Raw genomic sequence first — 13,969 nt, 5'->3', positions numbered from 1 at the left:
TCTATTTCCTACTCTTATTCCCCAGTCACCACTCCTAAATTTAATTATGAAGAAGTCCTTATTAGCGCTGTGGCTCGTTGCCAGATATTATTTATTCAGTCAAAATAGAATTTTGATTTTAGTAGTAATCATGGCGCTAGTGGCTACAGGTTGTAGTGGAATAGTATCTAAAAATAATTACTCTATTACGGATAAGGTTCCAATTAATTATAAGCAGAATTTATACAATTTAAAAATTGGAGTGGTTCCCACAGAAAAACCAATAGAGCAAGAACGGATGATTAAAGCTCTCAAAGAATACTTAGAGCAATCTGTTGGGGGAGGGGTTGAAATTGAGCCACAATCAAAGACAATAGGGAGACAGACAAAACAAAACACAGAAGAAATTCAGAATAGACAAAATACGATCGCAATTTCCCTAAACTTCCAAATTGGCAAAAGTTATCAACAAATTACTGATTTGCTAGTGCAAGATAAGCTAGATATGGCTTATTTGGGGCCTCTGAGCTATCTGGAAGCAGTGGACAGGGGTGCTAAAATTGAACCCTTGGTTGCTGCGATCGATAAACATACAGGAGAACCCTGGTATCGTGCGTGTATCATTGTCAAGCAAGACAGCCCCATCAATACTTTAAAAGACCTCAAAGGTAAGCGCATTGCCTTTGTAGACAAATTATCAACCTCTGGCTATTTAATGCCATTGGCTACTTTTAAAAAACTAGGAATTAATTACAAACGCGACTTTGCCCAAGTTATTTATACTGGTAGCCATAGCAAAAGTCTGACTGCATTAGAAGATGGTATTGTTGATGCCGCAGCTACTAATATTTCCTCTTATTTTAAGCAACAAAAAACTGGAAAAATAACACCTGAGAACTCCAGAGTCCTGTGGCAATCTGCTCCTATACTCAATTTTCCAATAGTAGTATCTAAAAAATTACCACCAGAGTTAATTCAACGACTAAAGGAGGCTTTGATTAGTAGTCCAGAAGGTCTTGAGGATATTCTAGGAATTGAGTCATCCGGATACACTCTTGTTACCCCTTCAGATTACGCTTCTATTGAGCAACTCCGAAAAGAACTCAACTTAATTTCTGTTCCGGCAAAATGAAAATCTCTACCAAATTTTTTACAGGTTCCGCTGTGTCTGTCGGACTGATAGTAGCAATTCTGGTTGGCAATGCTGTAGCTGTCCAGCAAATTAAGCAGACTATCCGTGAGAAAACTAATCGAACTACCGAAACTATTAAAGTTGCTCTGACTGCCGAAAATGCTTTAAAATCTGAAATTATTGAACTCAAGGATATTGTTTTACTTAAGAGTCCAGATACAGCAATGGTTAACTCTTCAACCCGGTTTCTCGACTCTCTCAATAAGTTAGAAAAATTGATGCCAAATGCTAAGGAAATCTCAATTATCCGCCGCCGTCACCAGTTTCTTAGTCAATTGGCAAATCAAGTAACTCACCGCAATCTTAGCGACATTTCTGTAGCAGATTCTGAGCAGTATTTTAGAGCTATTAATTCTTTTGACAGAGATATTGAGTTGTTTTTGGCTAAGCTGATTGAACGCGCCAATCAGCAGAGTATTGTAATTGAAGAACAACTAGAAAACTTATATCAAGTGCAGAGAATTATTTCCTTTGCAGTTGTGCAAGTCATTATAATTTTATTTGTTAGCAAATTTATGTTGATTTGGCGTCCAATAGTTAAATCGTTACAGAATTTGCAAACTGGAACTTCAGAAATTGCAGCCGGGAACTTAGATTACCGTCTAGATATTCACACAAAAGATGAAGTAGAAGATCTTGCCGATGCATTTAACCATATGGCAATGAAGCTGGCCGAGTCTCGTGAAACTTTGATGAAAAACACTGAATTAACCCAGATGAACCAACGCCTGGAATTGGAAATTTCTGAACGCAAACAGGCACAGTTAGAACTCCAAAAAGCTTTACAAGAACTCCAAAGCACCCAAGCTCAACTGATTCAAACTGAAAAAATGTCTAGTCTCGGACAACTTGTGGCAGGAGTAGCACACGAAATTAATAACCCTGTTAATTTTATTTCTGGTAATATTATTTACGTTAGCGAATATACAAAACATCTGCTAGAATTAGTACAGCTTTATCAAGAAGAATTTCCCAATGATAGAGAGAAAATTCAAGAAAAAATTGATGATATTGATTTAGAATTTGTAGTAGAAGATCTGCCCAAAATCTTGAGTTCAATGAAAATGGGATCGCAGCGAATTGAGCAGATTGTCTTGTCTTTACGCACCTTCTCTCATCTGGATGAAGCAGATATGAAAGAAGTTGATATTCACGAAGGAATTGAAAGTACACTGCTGATTTTACAGAATCGCTTCAAAGCTAAGCCAGAACATCCCAAAATTGAAATTATCAAGGAATATGGTAAATTGCCTCTGGTAGAGTGTTATGCAGGGCAATTAAATCAGGTATTTATGAACGTGATTAATAATGCGATCGATGCTCTGGATATGTGGAATGCTCAACGTTCGCAGCAAGAGATTGAGAACAATCCTAGCCAGATTATAATTAATACTAAAATTATTGATAATAACCGAGTAGTAGTAAAAATCGCAGATAACGGGCCAGGTATGACCCAAGAAGTTAAGCAAAAACTGTTCGATCCGTTTTTCACGACTAAACCTGTAGGCCAAGGAACAGGATTAGGCTTATCGATTAGCTATCAAATTATTGTGCAAAAACACTCAGGAGTACTGCGATGTGATTCACAATTAGGCAAAGGAACTGAGTTTTGGATTGAGATTCCTTTAAATCAAAACCAAAAATCCCTAAACTCTAATGAATTAAAATTGCCTACTGATTGGCAAGGTTCAATAGTCCAGAGCAATTATTAACCGAGCCAATTTGAGATTTTAGAAACTAGAGAAATTGCTTCTTAAAAAACAAGCGATGCAAAACTTTAATACATCAAACACCATAGGGCTAAGTTTAGAATTGTTTCATGTTCAAACCAACACTGCTTTTGAGTTACCATCAAATTGTGCAGTGTTTCATATCGGTAAGCCCAATGACCAAATTAAGCCAAATATTAATATTTCTCATTTACCAGATGCTAATGTAGTTTCTCGGATTCATGCAAAAATTCAGATACATGATAATAATTACTTTATCGAAGATTTGGGAAGCTCTAATGGAACATTTGTGAATAATATTAGGTTAGAACCTAAAAAACCTTATCAAATTAATTTAGGAGATAAAATTGATCTGGGACAGGGAGAAAAAGTAACATTTATATTTCAGAATAAAATACAACATCAACAAAATATTTTTACTGCTTTAAACTCCACAGAAATAGCAACTCAAATCGATCCTCTCAGCAGACAAACTCCAGTGAATCGGGCAACAAAATCTGTAGGTTTTGCTTTGATGATTGCAGGTATCATAATTTTAATTGCCAATATTCGAGTTGGTATATTTTTTGGAATTCCTGGTTTGTTGCTATGCATCTCTGGTATTTTTATCCTTTGTCAGCAGCGGATAGATCCTAACTTAGGATGGATTTTACTAGCACTAGGAATTGTAGCGATCGCTTTGACTGGCAATGTATTTGTCTCAGCTAACTTTTTAACTATTGTAGTAGCTTCTGCTTTGTTATTCGCCGGATATCAACTATTAAATACTGGAAAAATATTGAATTATGATTTAGGATCGCTCCAGAATTTAATTAAAAAATAAACCATCAATAATTTTGGATTTTGGATTTATCCTCAAATCTAAAATCCAAAATTGAATGATTCTTAACTAATTATTGCTCTCTGCTTTAGCTCTAATTAACCAGTCACTATCCTGAGCAGCAATTTCCCGACCAGAGGAATCTCCTAAGCGGTCTAGGGCCAATAAACAACCATATTTCAAATCCCAAATTTGTGAATTTAGGCAAATTTTGAGTTCAGGAATTGCTTTTGGGTTACCCAATTCGCCAAGAGCGATCGCACATGCAGCACGAGATTTTTGAAATTGCGGTTCGCGATTGTGCAAATTTTCTACTAGCAAATCGTAACCAGGAACATATTTTAGCCAACCCAATAGTTTCATCACATGATAATGAGCGCCATAATCGTTATATGCTTTATCTGCATAGGTCGCTAAAAGTGCTACTGGTGCTTCTTGGTGATAGATATCTAATAAAGTTTTTGTTGCTAAATAACAACGTCCAAAATCAGTTTGATAAAGTTCTTCAATGACAAAATTCAATACAGGCGTAACATCATATTCATGTACTAAATCAATGTCTTTCGGATGATCGTACAATACTTGTTCTAAGTAAGGTTTAACCTCTGCAAAAGTAATTTCACCCGATGGAACACCTGCATCTAAAAGCATTCGCAATCCTCGCAATCGGAACACCAAAGAGACAGGACAACGAGCGATTTCTGGAATAGCTTTGTAATAGCGCGAATCAATTAAATCTTGAATACAACTGCGTCGTGCATTGACATTGGGACTCTGCAACAATGCCATAACTTCAGTTATTTGGGAATAGTCACCCGTAAAACGACAAACTGTAGCGATCGCTGCACTACGGGTAGGTTCGTCCTCTACTTCAGTAAGTTTACGGATACGCTCCAAAGATGGTTGATAATTAGCACGAGCTAGAGTATGAATAATTACTCGATAAATTTGACCTGGTTTATCCAGTAATTGTGCTACTTCTTCTAGAATTTCCGGGTCTTTAGTCCCAATTTCGCCAATTGCCCATACAGTATTTTCCACAGTATAAATATCATCGTCCTTCAGACACTGGCGAATCACAGGTAAAGCTGATTCAGCTTGTAATCGTCCCAGACTTTCTACAGCCTTACGTCGGACAATGCGGTGGTCTAACTCAGCCGGATTACTGGTTTCAATCGCCCGTACCAAAGCTGCGATGGATTGTTCTGTGGGGAAATTAATCAAATGCGAAACAGCAATGTATTTATCAGAAGCGTCTTCAAGTTGTTCTAAAGGTGTATCGATAATGGCGATCGCTTGTTCTTCTGTTAGCCCAAAAATGCTAAAAAACCGTTTATCCATTGATTTGTTAATTGCTGAGAAGAATTATCACGTTTACCATCGTACTAGGGAGTGGGGACGCAGCGAGAAGCGGGCGCAAAGATGCGGGGACAGGGTAAATAACTCCTCAGTCAACAGATAGCACTCTCAATCCAAAATCCAAAATCCAAAATCAATATGAGTGATTATTTAGATGATTACGAACTGAATAATCTTGATTTTTACAAAAAAAATCATGGATTACAGCTTTATTACAATTGGTCTGGAGAAATTTGGTGGCAAGAAACACCAGACAAACCAAAAGAAAAATTGTTCTCTATTATTGGGATGAATGCAACAAAAGTATTTATCAAACCTGATTCCGAGTTTGGTGAAGTTGGATATCGGATAAATCGGGAATTAGGTCTATTTTGTGATCCAAATACTCAAGAAATTCTACATTTTTGGCAATCTCCAACAGCAAGTCAACCAGTACCAGTAGTACATATAGCTAACAGAATTGTCCAAGGCTCAGTCAAACCCAAGAAATTTATCATCCCTAAAGGAAAGCCATATCTTACTTCTGTAATGGAAATTCCTTTAGAATATCCCCATCCCTTAGCAGGAGATAGTAAATACTTAGATTATTGCCCTGGAGAAAAGTTTAAAGGAGTTGAATATTTTATATCAAATGCCTGCCGACCCGATGTCACTGAAGTTCCTCCTGCTAAATGGGCAAGAGATTGTCCTTGGATGCCTTGGATGAAATTAGGATATGCTCATCCAGCAAAATTAAGATTTGAAACTACAATATTCAGAGTAGATGCTTTTGATAAACTCGATCCTAAATTGGTGAAACTAGTGAGAGAAAAAGTACCAATTTATGAATTCACGCCAGAAGAAAGTGATGAACCGAATATAACGAGTATTCAGTACTTTAAAAAACACTTTGACTCCTACTTGCGCGGCGAGATTTTCCCATTAGAGGAAACCTCTTGATTGGTTTTTGGATAGCAATTCTATTGAAGTTGTGAAAAATATCAGTAGTGGGTGTTGATTGTTTGTTGACTGTTGACAATCGAGGGAGCGTTTTTCAGGTAAATGAAGTACGCGGGTAGGGCGCACAGCTGTCATCAGTACTGTGTGCCCCTACAATGATCTGTACCTCACCAACATGCAATCTGCTGTATCATCCAAACCGATTCAGGGATTAATTGCAGAATTAGCCATTTTCACTAAAGAAGTGCGATCGCCTGCTTTCAATCCAACAGTATATTGCACGCTCTGTTGTCGCCAAGTCAAGGTAGCATCTGAACAATTAGCACCACAACTAAAATCCACAAAATAACCAGTGATGCCCTTAGCTAAAGACACGCGTTTCCCGGTGAGGCGAGGCGTTTTTTGGGTTACTGCTTCAGCAGAAAGCACACCCAAACGGCAAGCAGTTCCACCATTACAGTCAGGACTAAAACCAAGTAAAATATCGTACTTTTTTTGACTAGCAGTTTCTATAATCGCGTAAATCGGGTTTTCTCCATCCGACTCAGGAATAAACTTCGGTAATAAAATCTTGATTTTAGTTTTTTGCTTTAATTTCGGCAAAATAGACTTAAAAACTGGATGTGATTGGATTTTAGTCTGTCCTTGTGCTATCAGTTGAGCTTGATTGTTAACAGTCGCTACTGCTGACTTGGGAAAGCTGCTAGGGCTAACTAATAAAAACACAGCACACACAGCACCAATTTTTCTAAAGCCTAAAATCATAATTACAAACCTATTTCATCTCAAAGCCTTATTTGTAATACCCATTTTTAGTATCAAATTACGCATTTTATAAATAGAAAAGTACAAAAGCTGGGAATAATAAAATACAAAATAGATTCGGCTAAACAGCACAACCTAATTTAAGATTAAACAATAATAGAGTGAGTTGTCGCGCAGCCCAACGCGCCATTTTCATATCGTCTAACTTGAAATTGCTCAATACTGAGCAAAAATACTTCTCTACAGTCCCTAGTCCACTGCTCTTACAGGTTTGGGCTTAAAAATCTGATAAATTTTTGATTGTAGAGATAAAAATAGATAAAAGGTCACTTGACCTATAACTATTAATCGGATAGCCTTAGCGTTCAGAAACATTTTATTGGGAAACCGATGAACAGAAAACTAATACTTAATTTGCTTTCGAGTTCCACAATTTTTACTTCGCTGATGTCCACCCTGGGAGTATTTCATCCTGCCCATGCTAGTATTACTCAGCGATTAATGCACACACAAGACGGCCGTACATGTATCACTAACCCACATGGCGGAAAAGATTTTATATGCATTCGAGATTCTGAGAGAAAGCGCCCTTATACTTCGCAACGTTCCTCAACCGTTGTGACATCAGTATCAGATGAGAATATTGCTATGTTGGACTTTACTGACGAGGAAAGCGAAGCTGCAATTAAATTATTTGCCTGCGACTGTCCATATTGCATAAATTCTTTACGTCAGTTGCGTGGTACTGGAAACTTGGTGTATTAGACTGTTCAAGTCTTGATGGCGATCGCAATAACTTCTATTAAACTGTTAACAACATCCCAATAGTTTGCATAAGTGTACCGATTTTGGATTTTAGATTTTGGACTTCGGCTTACCTCGACTTCTCTGCGAGACGCTACGCGAACGCTCGGCACAAGTCGCTCAGTCGAACGATTTTGGATTAAAAGCCCTAATTACAAAGCTATTCCAGGAATTCCAAACAATACTACTTATCCTAAATTTGGTAGAAAGTATACAAACCAAAAAAAGCATTTTTAATTACAACCAGAGGGAAGAAGACGCGGGGAGGGGGAGACAGGGAGACGCGGGGACGGAGATATATAAAGATGAACAGATTAATTTTTCGGCGTTGCTATGTCCCCCTTGTCCCCTTGTCCCCTTCCGCGTCCCTGTGTCCTCTTCATTCAACCACTTCATTCACAGGGAATCTATCAATCAGCTGCATCGCTCGATAAGCATTACGCTGAAAAGAATCTGGTAAGTGGGGAACATGGGGTATTTGCGATAATAAATCCAACGTCCGCCGTAAAATTCTCACCACATCACCTTCATCCAAACTGGTGTTGTCGCACAGTTCTGTCCACTCCATACCCAGTGCCCATTGCTCCACTAGGGCAATTAACTCAAACTCCAACCATATAGGTAATGCTACGTTATAACGCCGTTGCAGTTGAAACATCTGACGACGGATTCCCCGTAGTTTTGCCAAGGCTTCTGTGACTTCATTACTGAGGTCAAAGTTAACCTTGCTATCTGGACGTGGAGTTTCTGTCACTAAAGCCGCCGCCGCCGCCGCTAAATGGTGCGGATCTAAGTTGTTCAGTTCACCGCTAGCGAATACTAAACCCAGCCACAATTCATTTTCACCACGAATGGCAGCAGCAATTTGTCCTATTTGTGTGGGTACTAGGTTATCCAATGCACCAAAGTGTTGCAGAATTGCGATTAAATTGAGAAACTCTTCCCAATGACGTTGGGACTGTTGCTCTACTACTCCTTGCAACTCTTCGAGTTCGGCTTCTAGTTCGACGTAGCGGGCCCGGCGTTTGAAAATCGTTCCGGCATTGCCTGATTGATGTACGGGATGAGCTTCTATTTGCTCTTGAATGGCGGTAACACGGCTGAGTTGTTCGGCTACCTCTGGTGCCATATACAAAGACTCTACCGGATTTGGGATTTGGGTGGCGATCGCAAATGTTTCTTGACCACCAAGCACTGGCTGTCCCGGCTTCAAGGGCATTTCTGTTGGTGGTAGCACTTCTGGTGGCACTTCAACTCGCGGCAGTTCGGCATACAAATCCACTACATCTGCTGTAGTTGCCACATACCAACGGTTATCGTGTCCCAAGCATACCAAGTAAGGAGCGTCACCAGAACCAGGGGTTTTTCCGACTAACACTGCGGTTACAGGTGTAGACACTGGGATATTTTTACCTTTGAGACTCAACAGAGTTCCTGACACTGCAAAGCCCAACATCATCGCCAGTTGTTCTTGCCTATCTAAAAGCGCTTGTTCTTGCAGGGTTTTCAATATCTGGCGTTCTACTTTCAACCGTTGCCGCAATTTTTCATAAACAGCCAGTTCATTTTCATCAACGGCGGCGATTTGCTCCTGAAGTTGGGCTAATTGCCCTTGCAATTCGGCAATTTCATCGTATTCTGGCCTTAAATGCAAAGTCGCCATGTACTGCCCAAAACTGCGTTCTATCAGTTCCCTGGCTTGCTCTATGGTATGGGTTTGCAGCAAGTTGAGTACCATACCATAACTTGGCGTAAACTGGCTAACTAGCGGATCTGGCTTGGATGTGGCTAAATACGCAGCTTCTTTGGCTCCTTCAAAGGGAGTTTGTACAGTCACCACATGACCTTGTTTATCCATCCCCCGGCGGCCTGCCCGTCCCGCCATTTGCAGGAATTCGGAAGCGTTCAGCAGGCGGTGTCCAGTATCAGTACGCTTGGAAAGGGTGGAAATTACCGTTGTTCGGGCGGGCATATTAATTCCCGCTGCTAGTGTCTCGGTGGCGAAGACGACTTTAATCAGCCCCTGCTGAAATAATTCTTCTACCAATGCTTTCCATGCAGGTAAAATCCCGGCGTGGTGGGCGGCGATTCCTCGGTACAGCGGGGCAATTTGTCCAGAACGTCCTGCCTCCGGATTGCGGTTTAAAAACTCATCAATTTGTTCCCGTAAAATTTGGGACTCTTCATTATTTACCAGCCATAAATCACCCACTTCTGCCACTGCTTTATCACATCCCCGGCGGCTGAAGATAAAGTAAATGGCTGGTAGCATATCCCGTTGCTGCAAGTGGTTCAAGGTATAAATTATACCAGGAGCCTCTGGTCTACCAGCTTTTGTGCGATCGCCTTGTCTTCTTTTGCCCCGATTCGCCAGACGGGGGTTAATTTTGGTTTTGCTGTCATTCAACAGCGGAAACAAGCCTTTGGCATTACAAAAGTGAAATTCCAATGGTACTGGGCGAAAATCCGAGTAAATCAGGTCTGTTGGCCCGTGGACGCGATTGAGCCAATCGGTGAGTTGATCGCTATTGGCTACAGTTGCGGAAAGGGCTGCCAGTTGAACTTCACGGGGACAGTAGATGATAGATTCTTCCCAAACTGTACCGCGTTGGCGATCGTTCATGTAGTGGCACTCATCCAGCACCACTGCGTCAACGTCCACTAACGAAATTCCAACTTGCCCAATGGGTGTACCATAGAGCATATTTCGGAAAATTTCTGTAGTCATCACTAAAATGGGCGCATCCCTGTTAATGGAAGCATCTCCAGTTAACAGTCCCACCAGATCGAACCCGAATTTTTCTCGAAAATCACGTAATTTTTGATTCGACAGCGCCTTCAGGGGAGTAGTGTAAAACACACGTTTTCCTCGCGACAGGGCGCGATAAATGGCGTATTCCCCTACTAATGTTTTGCCCGAACCTGTAGGCGCACATACAACTACGGAACGTCCAGCGTTAAGGGATGCGATCGCATCTTTCTGGAACCGATCCAGTTCAAAGGGAAATATCGACCTCAGGTCAAGTTCAGGAGACGGCGCGGGATAATTCACTCAATCACATTTGCAACCAGACTGTTTACTATACTAACGGGTCTTTTGTCAACTTCGTTAGGAATTGGGCATTGGGCATTGGGCATTGGGCATTGGGAATGGGGAAAGGGAAAGGGGTAAGGGGGAAAGGTTAAATTTATCCCTTTACCCTTTACCCTTTAACCTTTTCCCCTGCCTCCTCATCCCCCATGCCCCATGCCCCATGTCCTATGCCCCATTTTTTATTTTCCCAGTTCTTGCGATCGCTGTGTGGCAGCTTTTACTGCTTCAATTAAAGCTGAGCGAAATCCTGCCTTTTCTAGTTGAGCAATCCCGGCGATTGTTGTACCACCTGGACTGGTAACGCGATCTTTGAGTTCTGCTGGGTGCATTTTGGTTTCCTGCAACAGTTTTGCTGTTCCCAGTACTGTTTGCAAGGCAAGTTGATTGGCAATCACTCTGGGTAAACCTGCGGCTACTCCGCCATCAGCAAGTGCTTCTACCAATAGCGCCACGTAAGCCGGGCCGCTACCAGATAACCCTGTAACTGCGTCCATCAGCACTTCTGAAACTTCTACGACTTCACCCACAGCAGAAAAAACTTTATGTGCTATTTGGTAATGCTTCTGGTTGGTATATGCACCCGAACAAATCGCGGTAACTCCTGCTCCCACCGTTGCTGGAGTGTTGGGCATTGCTCTGATTACTGGCAATTGCACAAATGCAGCTTCTAACTGACTTAAAGGCACGCCCGCTAAGATGGAAATAATCAATGGTGGGTGTTGTATATTCAGAATATCAATATCAGCTAATTCTTGAGCAATAGTACTAAATACCTGGGGTTTCACTGCCAAAAACACTACTTCTTTTGCTTGGGTGAAAACCTGGCTACTATCATTTGTTACAGCGACATTGTAGTGCTGTTTTAAAAATTCCTGGCGTGAGGGTAGCGGTTCGCTAACTATGACTTCTGAGGATTGATAGATTCCAAGCGCGATAAGGCGGGATAACAGCGATTCTCCCATTACCCCACCACCAATTAAGCCAAATTTAATAGTCATTAGTCATTAGTCATTGGTCATTAGTCATTTGTCATCGTCGGTCATTTGTCATTCGTCATTAGTTTATTGTTAACTAACAAAGGACAAAGCGCAAAGTCTTGGTTGAGGTTTGCGACCATCAAAGGCCACTTGCTTTCAGTTGGGAAACCCATCCAAGGCAGTGGCTTAACTTTGTATTAGAGGACAAAAGACTAATTTAAATTTATTGTGCCATCCGATTAGGTTCGTTGCCCCAAGTTTGATTTGTAGATGAAGAACCTGCGGGGCGAGAAGGACGGGCTGGCGGTTGTGGTACTTCATGAAGAACTCCACCTTGGGTACTAACTTGTACACAGCTTGGCGTAAACAAAAAGATGCTCTCACCGATGCGCTCTTGATGTCCATCTAAAGCGTAAGTACCACCTGCGACAAAATCTACTGCTCGTTGAGCTTGATCTGGGTCCATGATTGTCAGGTTTAATACCACTGACTTGCGTTCTCGCAGCGCTTGAATTGCCTGAGGCATTTCTTCAAAGGTGCGTGGTTCGAGTACTAAAACTTCCGAAATTCCGTTAATTGCTCCTGGCATACCAATCACATTCCCCATTGGCTTTGAACCTGCTGCTGCTGCTATCTCTTCTCCCATTGTAGGCACTGGTTCCCGCCAACGTCGATTTTGAGTTGCTGGGGCTTCTTGTGGCACTGGTTGGGGATTTTCTTGCTGATACAGATTTTGGTAATTATTGTCTGTATCTGGTTCTTCTTCGTAATACTCGTATTCCACTTGCTCATTTAGACCTACGAAGTCCCTGAGTTTGGAAAAGATGTTGTTCATTTTGTACTCTCCTGGTGCGAATAGTCGGTATTGACTTGGCTTAAAGGATTAATTTAGCCATCTGCGTAGGTGCAGCCCGCCGTAGGCATCGCTACATGGGTGGATACTTGAGCAAATATATTGCTATTTGTAGCCTATACTACGGGCTTTGGCGATGAACGGACACTTTTAGCAAGGCCTGTACATCGCCTAAACACAATAATGAGTCAAGATTATATCCTAAGGTTTGTCCAAAGGAAAGTTCTTTTACCCGAATTTTACTTGGCGATTGCTCTTGTCAATACTATATCCTTTGTTTCCAATTGCACCAGTCTGTTACAAAATTGTTGTCATCAAATCCCGATCTTTTAATTAATACTCAAGAACAAGCTTGACACTAGTATGCTAGAGGCGATCGCCAAATAAGATGGTTCCCAATCGTACCATCGTTGCGCCTGCTTGCACTGCCAGTTCGTAGTCGCCTGACATACCCATAGATAACTGCTGCATTTTTATGTGCGGCCAGTTTTTCTGTTGGATTTCTTTTGCCAGTTCGCGACATCGATTAAACACACTCAAAATTTCAGCATCAGCCAATCCTGAAGGCGGAATTGTCATCAAACCTTGAATTTGTAAAGTTTTGCATTGATTAAGAGCGGGTAAATCAGCCAAAAGTTCAGGTACAGTCCAACCCGACTTGTTAGGATCGGGGAGAATTTTCACTTGCAAGCAAACTTGGGGACTCACTCCTAGCTGTTGCGCCAATTGTTCTAAGCGCACTGCCAGCTTTAAATTATCTACGGAGTGAATCCAGTGGAATTGTTCAATGGCTTTTTTGGCTTTATTGCTTTGCAAATGTCCAATAAAGTGCCAAGTAATATCCGGTAAGTCTTGCAACTGGGCTTGTTTAATGGTGGCTTCTTGGATACGACTTTCGCCAAAATCACGAATTCCTGCGTTGTATGCACAGCGAATCGCCTCAGCAGGAACTTGCTTGCTGACAGCAATCAATCTGACTGAAGTTGGTAGCGAGGAACGAATGGTAACAATACGTTCGTAAATCGAACTGTTCATTGGAAGGTGCGTTGGAAAACACTCTGAAGCTGATCGTACTCCTGAGATTGCCCTGTGCGACGCAGAGTACGTAAGCGATTTTCCAACATCATTCTAGCTTCAGTCCGTCCGATAGGCTGGAACTTAACACCTTTAATGTCATTTGCCACCAAAAAAAATAAACGCTGGGCATAAAGTGTAGTGAATAGATCCTGGTTCTCATCAACCATACAGATCTTGTAAAGTAAACCCCAAGTTGGATGATTTATGTAAGTTTCTGCGTTTTCTGGATTCATTGAATAGTCAAGGTGGGAGATATGTATGTGCTTTCGCAGTTCATTCCAAACATTCAGACGATAATACCTTCCTTTCGCCAGAATATTTTCTTAAAATGCGAAACTATGGTTTTGAAGACCTTGATCTAGTTTTTAATCAGCTTCTTA

General features: G+C 41.2%; 13 protein-coding genes. 5 read left to right on the top strand and 8 right to left on the bottom strand.

Going from position 1 to position 13,969, the window contains the following annotated elements:
- The first annotated feature begins 46 nt into the window (after positions 1 to 46).
- Genes H6H03_RS23170 through H6H03_RS23160 form a run of 3 tightly spaced genes read left to right on the top strand, consistent with a single transcriptional unit; the run spans position 47 to position 3,724 of the window.
- Positions 47 to 1,111, top strand: a complete 1,065-nt coding sequence (locus H6H03_RS23170; protein WP_190957418.1) for a substrate-binding domain-containing protein — start codon at positions 47 to 49, stop codon at positions 1,109 to 1,111.
- Positions 1,108 to 2,883, top strand: a complete 1,776-nt coding sequence (locus H6H03_RS23165; protein WP_190957417.1) for a sensor histidine kinase — start codon at positions 1,108 to 1,110, stop codon at positions 2,881 to 2,883. The genes H6H03_RS23170 and H6H03_RS23165 overlap by 4 nt, the downstream gene beginning before the upstream one ends.
- A 55-nt stretch (positions 2,884 to 2,938) precedes the next feature.
- Positions 2,939 to 3,724: an FHA domain-containing protein gene (locus H6H03_RS23160; protein ID WP_190957416.1), complete on the top strand. Its 786-nt coding sequence runs from the start codon at positions 2,939 to 2,941 to the stop codon at positions 3,722 to 3,724.
- Between the two features lie 66 nt (positions 3,725 to 3,790).
- Here H6H03_RS23160 and H6H03_RS23155 read toward each other — a convergent pair whose 3' ends face one another.
- Positions 3,791 to 5,062 (bottom strand): HEAT repeat domain-containing protein, encoded by a 1,272-nt coding sequence (locus H6H03_RS23155; RefSeq protein ID WP_190957415.1) that lies wholly within the window; start codon positions 5,060 to 5,062, stop codon positions 3,791 to 3,793.
- A gap of 156 nt (positions 5,063 to 5,218) precedes the next feature.
- Here H6H03_RS23155 and H6H03_RS23150 point away from each other — a divergent pair, with 156 nt between their 5' ends.
- On the top strand, positions 5,219 to 6,019 hold the full coding sequence (locus H6H03_RS23150; protein ID WP_190957414.1) for a DUF1838 family protein: 801 nt from the start codon (positions 5,219 to 5,221) through the stop codon (positions 6,017 to 6,019).
- Between the two features lie 204 nt (positions 6,020 to 6,223).
- Here the strand turns inward: H6H03_RS23150 and H6H03_RS23145 are convergent, their stop codons facing one another.
- Positions 6,224 to 6,784 (bottom strand): hypothetical protein, encoded by a 561-nt coding sequence (locus H6H03_RS23145; RefSeq protein WP_190957413.1) that lies wholly within the window; start codon positions 6,782 to 6,784, stop codon positions 6,224 to 6,226.
- Between the two features lie 390 nt (positions 6,785 to 7,174).
- Between H6H03_RS23145 and H6H03_RS23140 the strand changes: the two genes are divergently transcribed.
- Positions 7,175 to 7,549 carry a hypothetical protein gene (locus H6H03_RS23140; protein WP_190957412.1) on the top strand — a complete coding sequence of 125 codons (375 nt, stop codon included), beginning with the start codon at positions 7,175 to 7,177 and terminating at the stop codon, positions 7,547 to 7,549.
- Positions 7,550 to 7,554: 5 nt separating this feature from the next.
- On the opposite strand, the gene H6H03_RS23135 is transcribed toward H6H03_RS23140, so the two are convergent.
- From H6H03_RS23135 to pipX, 6 genes are all read right to left on the bottom strand, one after another.
- Positions 7,555 to 7,701, bottom strand: coding sequence for a hypothetical protein (locus tag H6H03_RS23135; RefSeq protein ID WP_190957411.1), 147 nt, complete (start codon positions 7,699 to 7,701; stop codon positions 7,555 to 7,557).
- 266 nt (positions 7,702 to 7,967) lie between these two features.
- Positions 7,968 to 10,640, bottom strand: coding sequence for a DEAD/DEAH box helicase (locus tag H6H03_RS23130; RefSeq protein ID WP_190957410.1), 2,673 nt, complete (start codon positions 10,638 to 10,640; stop codon positions 7,968 to 7,970).
- A 221-nt stretch (positions 10,641 to 10,861) separates the two neighbouring features.
- The gene (gene proC, locus H6H03_RS23125; protein WP_190957409.1) at positions 10,862 to 11,680 is read right to left on the bottom strand and encodes a pyrroline-5-carboxylate reductase; all 819 of its coding nucleotides are present in this window, start codon (positions 11,678 to 11,680) and stop codon (positions 10,862 to 10,864) included.
- Between the two features lie 202 nt (positions 11,681 to 11,882).
- Positions 11,883 to 12,494, bottom strand: a complete 612-nt coding sequence (locus tag H6H03_RS23120) for a cell division protein SepF (protein WP_190957408.1) — start codon at positions 12,492 to 12,494, stop codon at positions 11,883 to 11,885.
- A gap of 384 nt (positions 12,495 to 12,878) precedes the next feature.
- Positions 12,879 to 13,547: a YggS family pyridoxal phosphate-dependent enzyme gene (locus H6H03_RS23115; protein ID WP_190957407.1), complete on the bottom strand. Its 669-nt coding sequence runs from the start codon at positions 13,545 to 13,547 to the stop codon at positions 12,879 to 12,881.
- Positions 13,544 to 13,822 carry a transcriptional coactivator PipX gene (gene pipX / locus H6H03_RS23110; RefSeq protein WP_096536564.1) on the bottom strand — a complete coding sequence of 93 codons (279 nt, stop codon included), beginning with the start codon at positions 13,820 to 13,822 and terminating at the stop codon, positions 13,544 to 13,546. The genes H6H03_RS23115 and pipX overlap by 4 nt, the downstream gene beginning before the upstream one ends.
- Positions 13,823 to 13,969 lie beyond the last annotated feature (147 nt).

It is taken from the genome of Nostoc paludosum FACHB-159, from assembly GCF_014698835.1.
GTDB lineage: Bacteria > Cyanobacteriota > Cyanobacteriia > Cyanobacteriales > Nostocaceae > Nostoc > Nostoc paludosum.
This window is presented reverse-complemented; position numbering and strand designations above follow the sequence as displayed.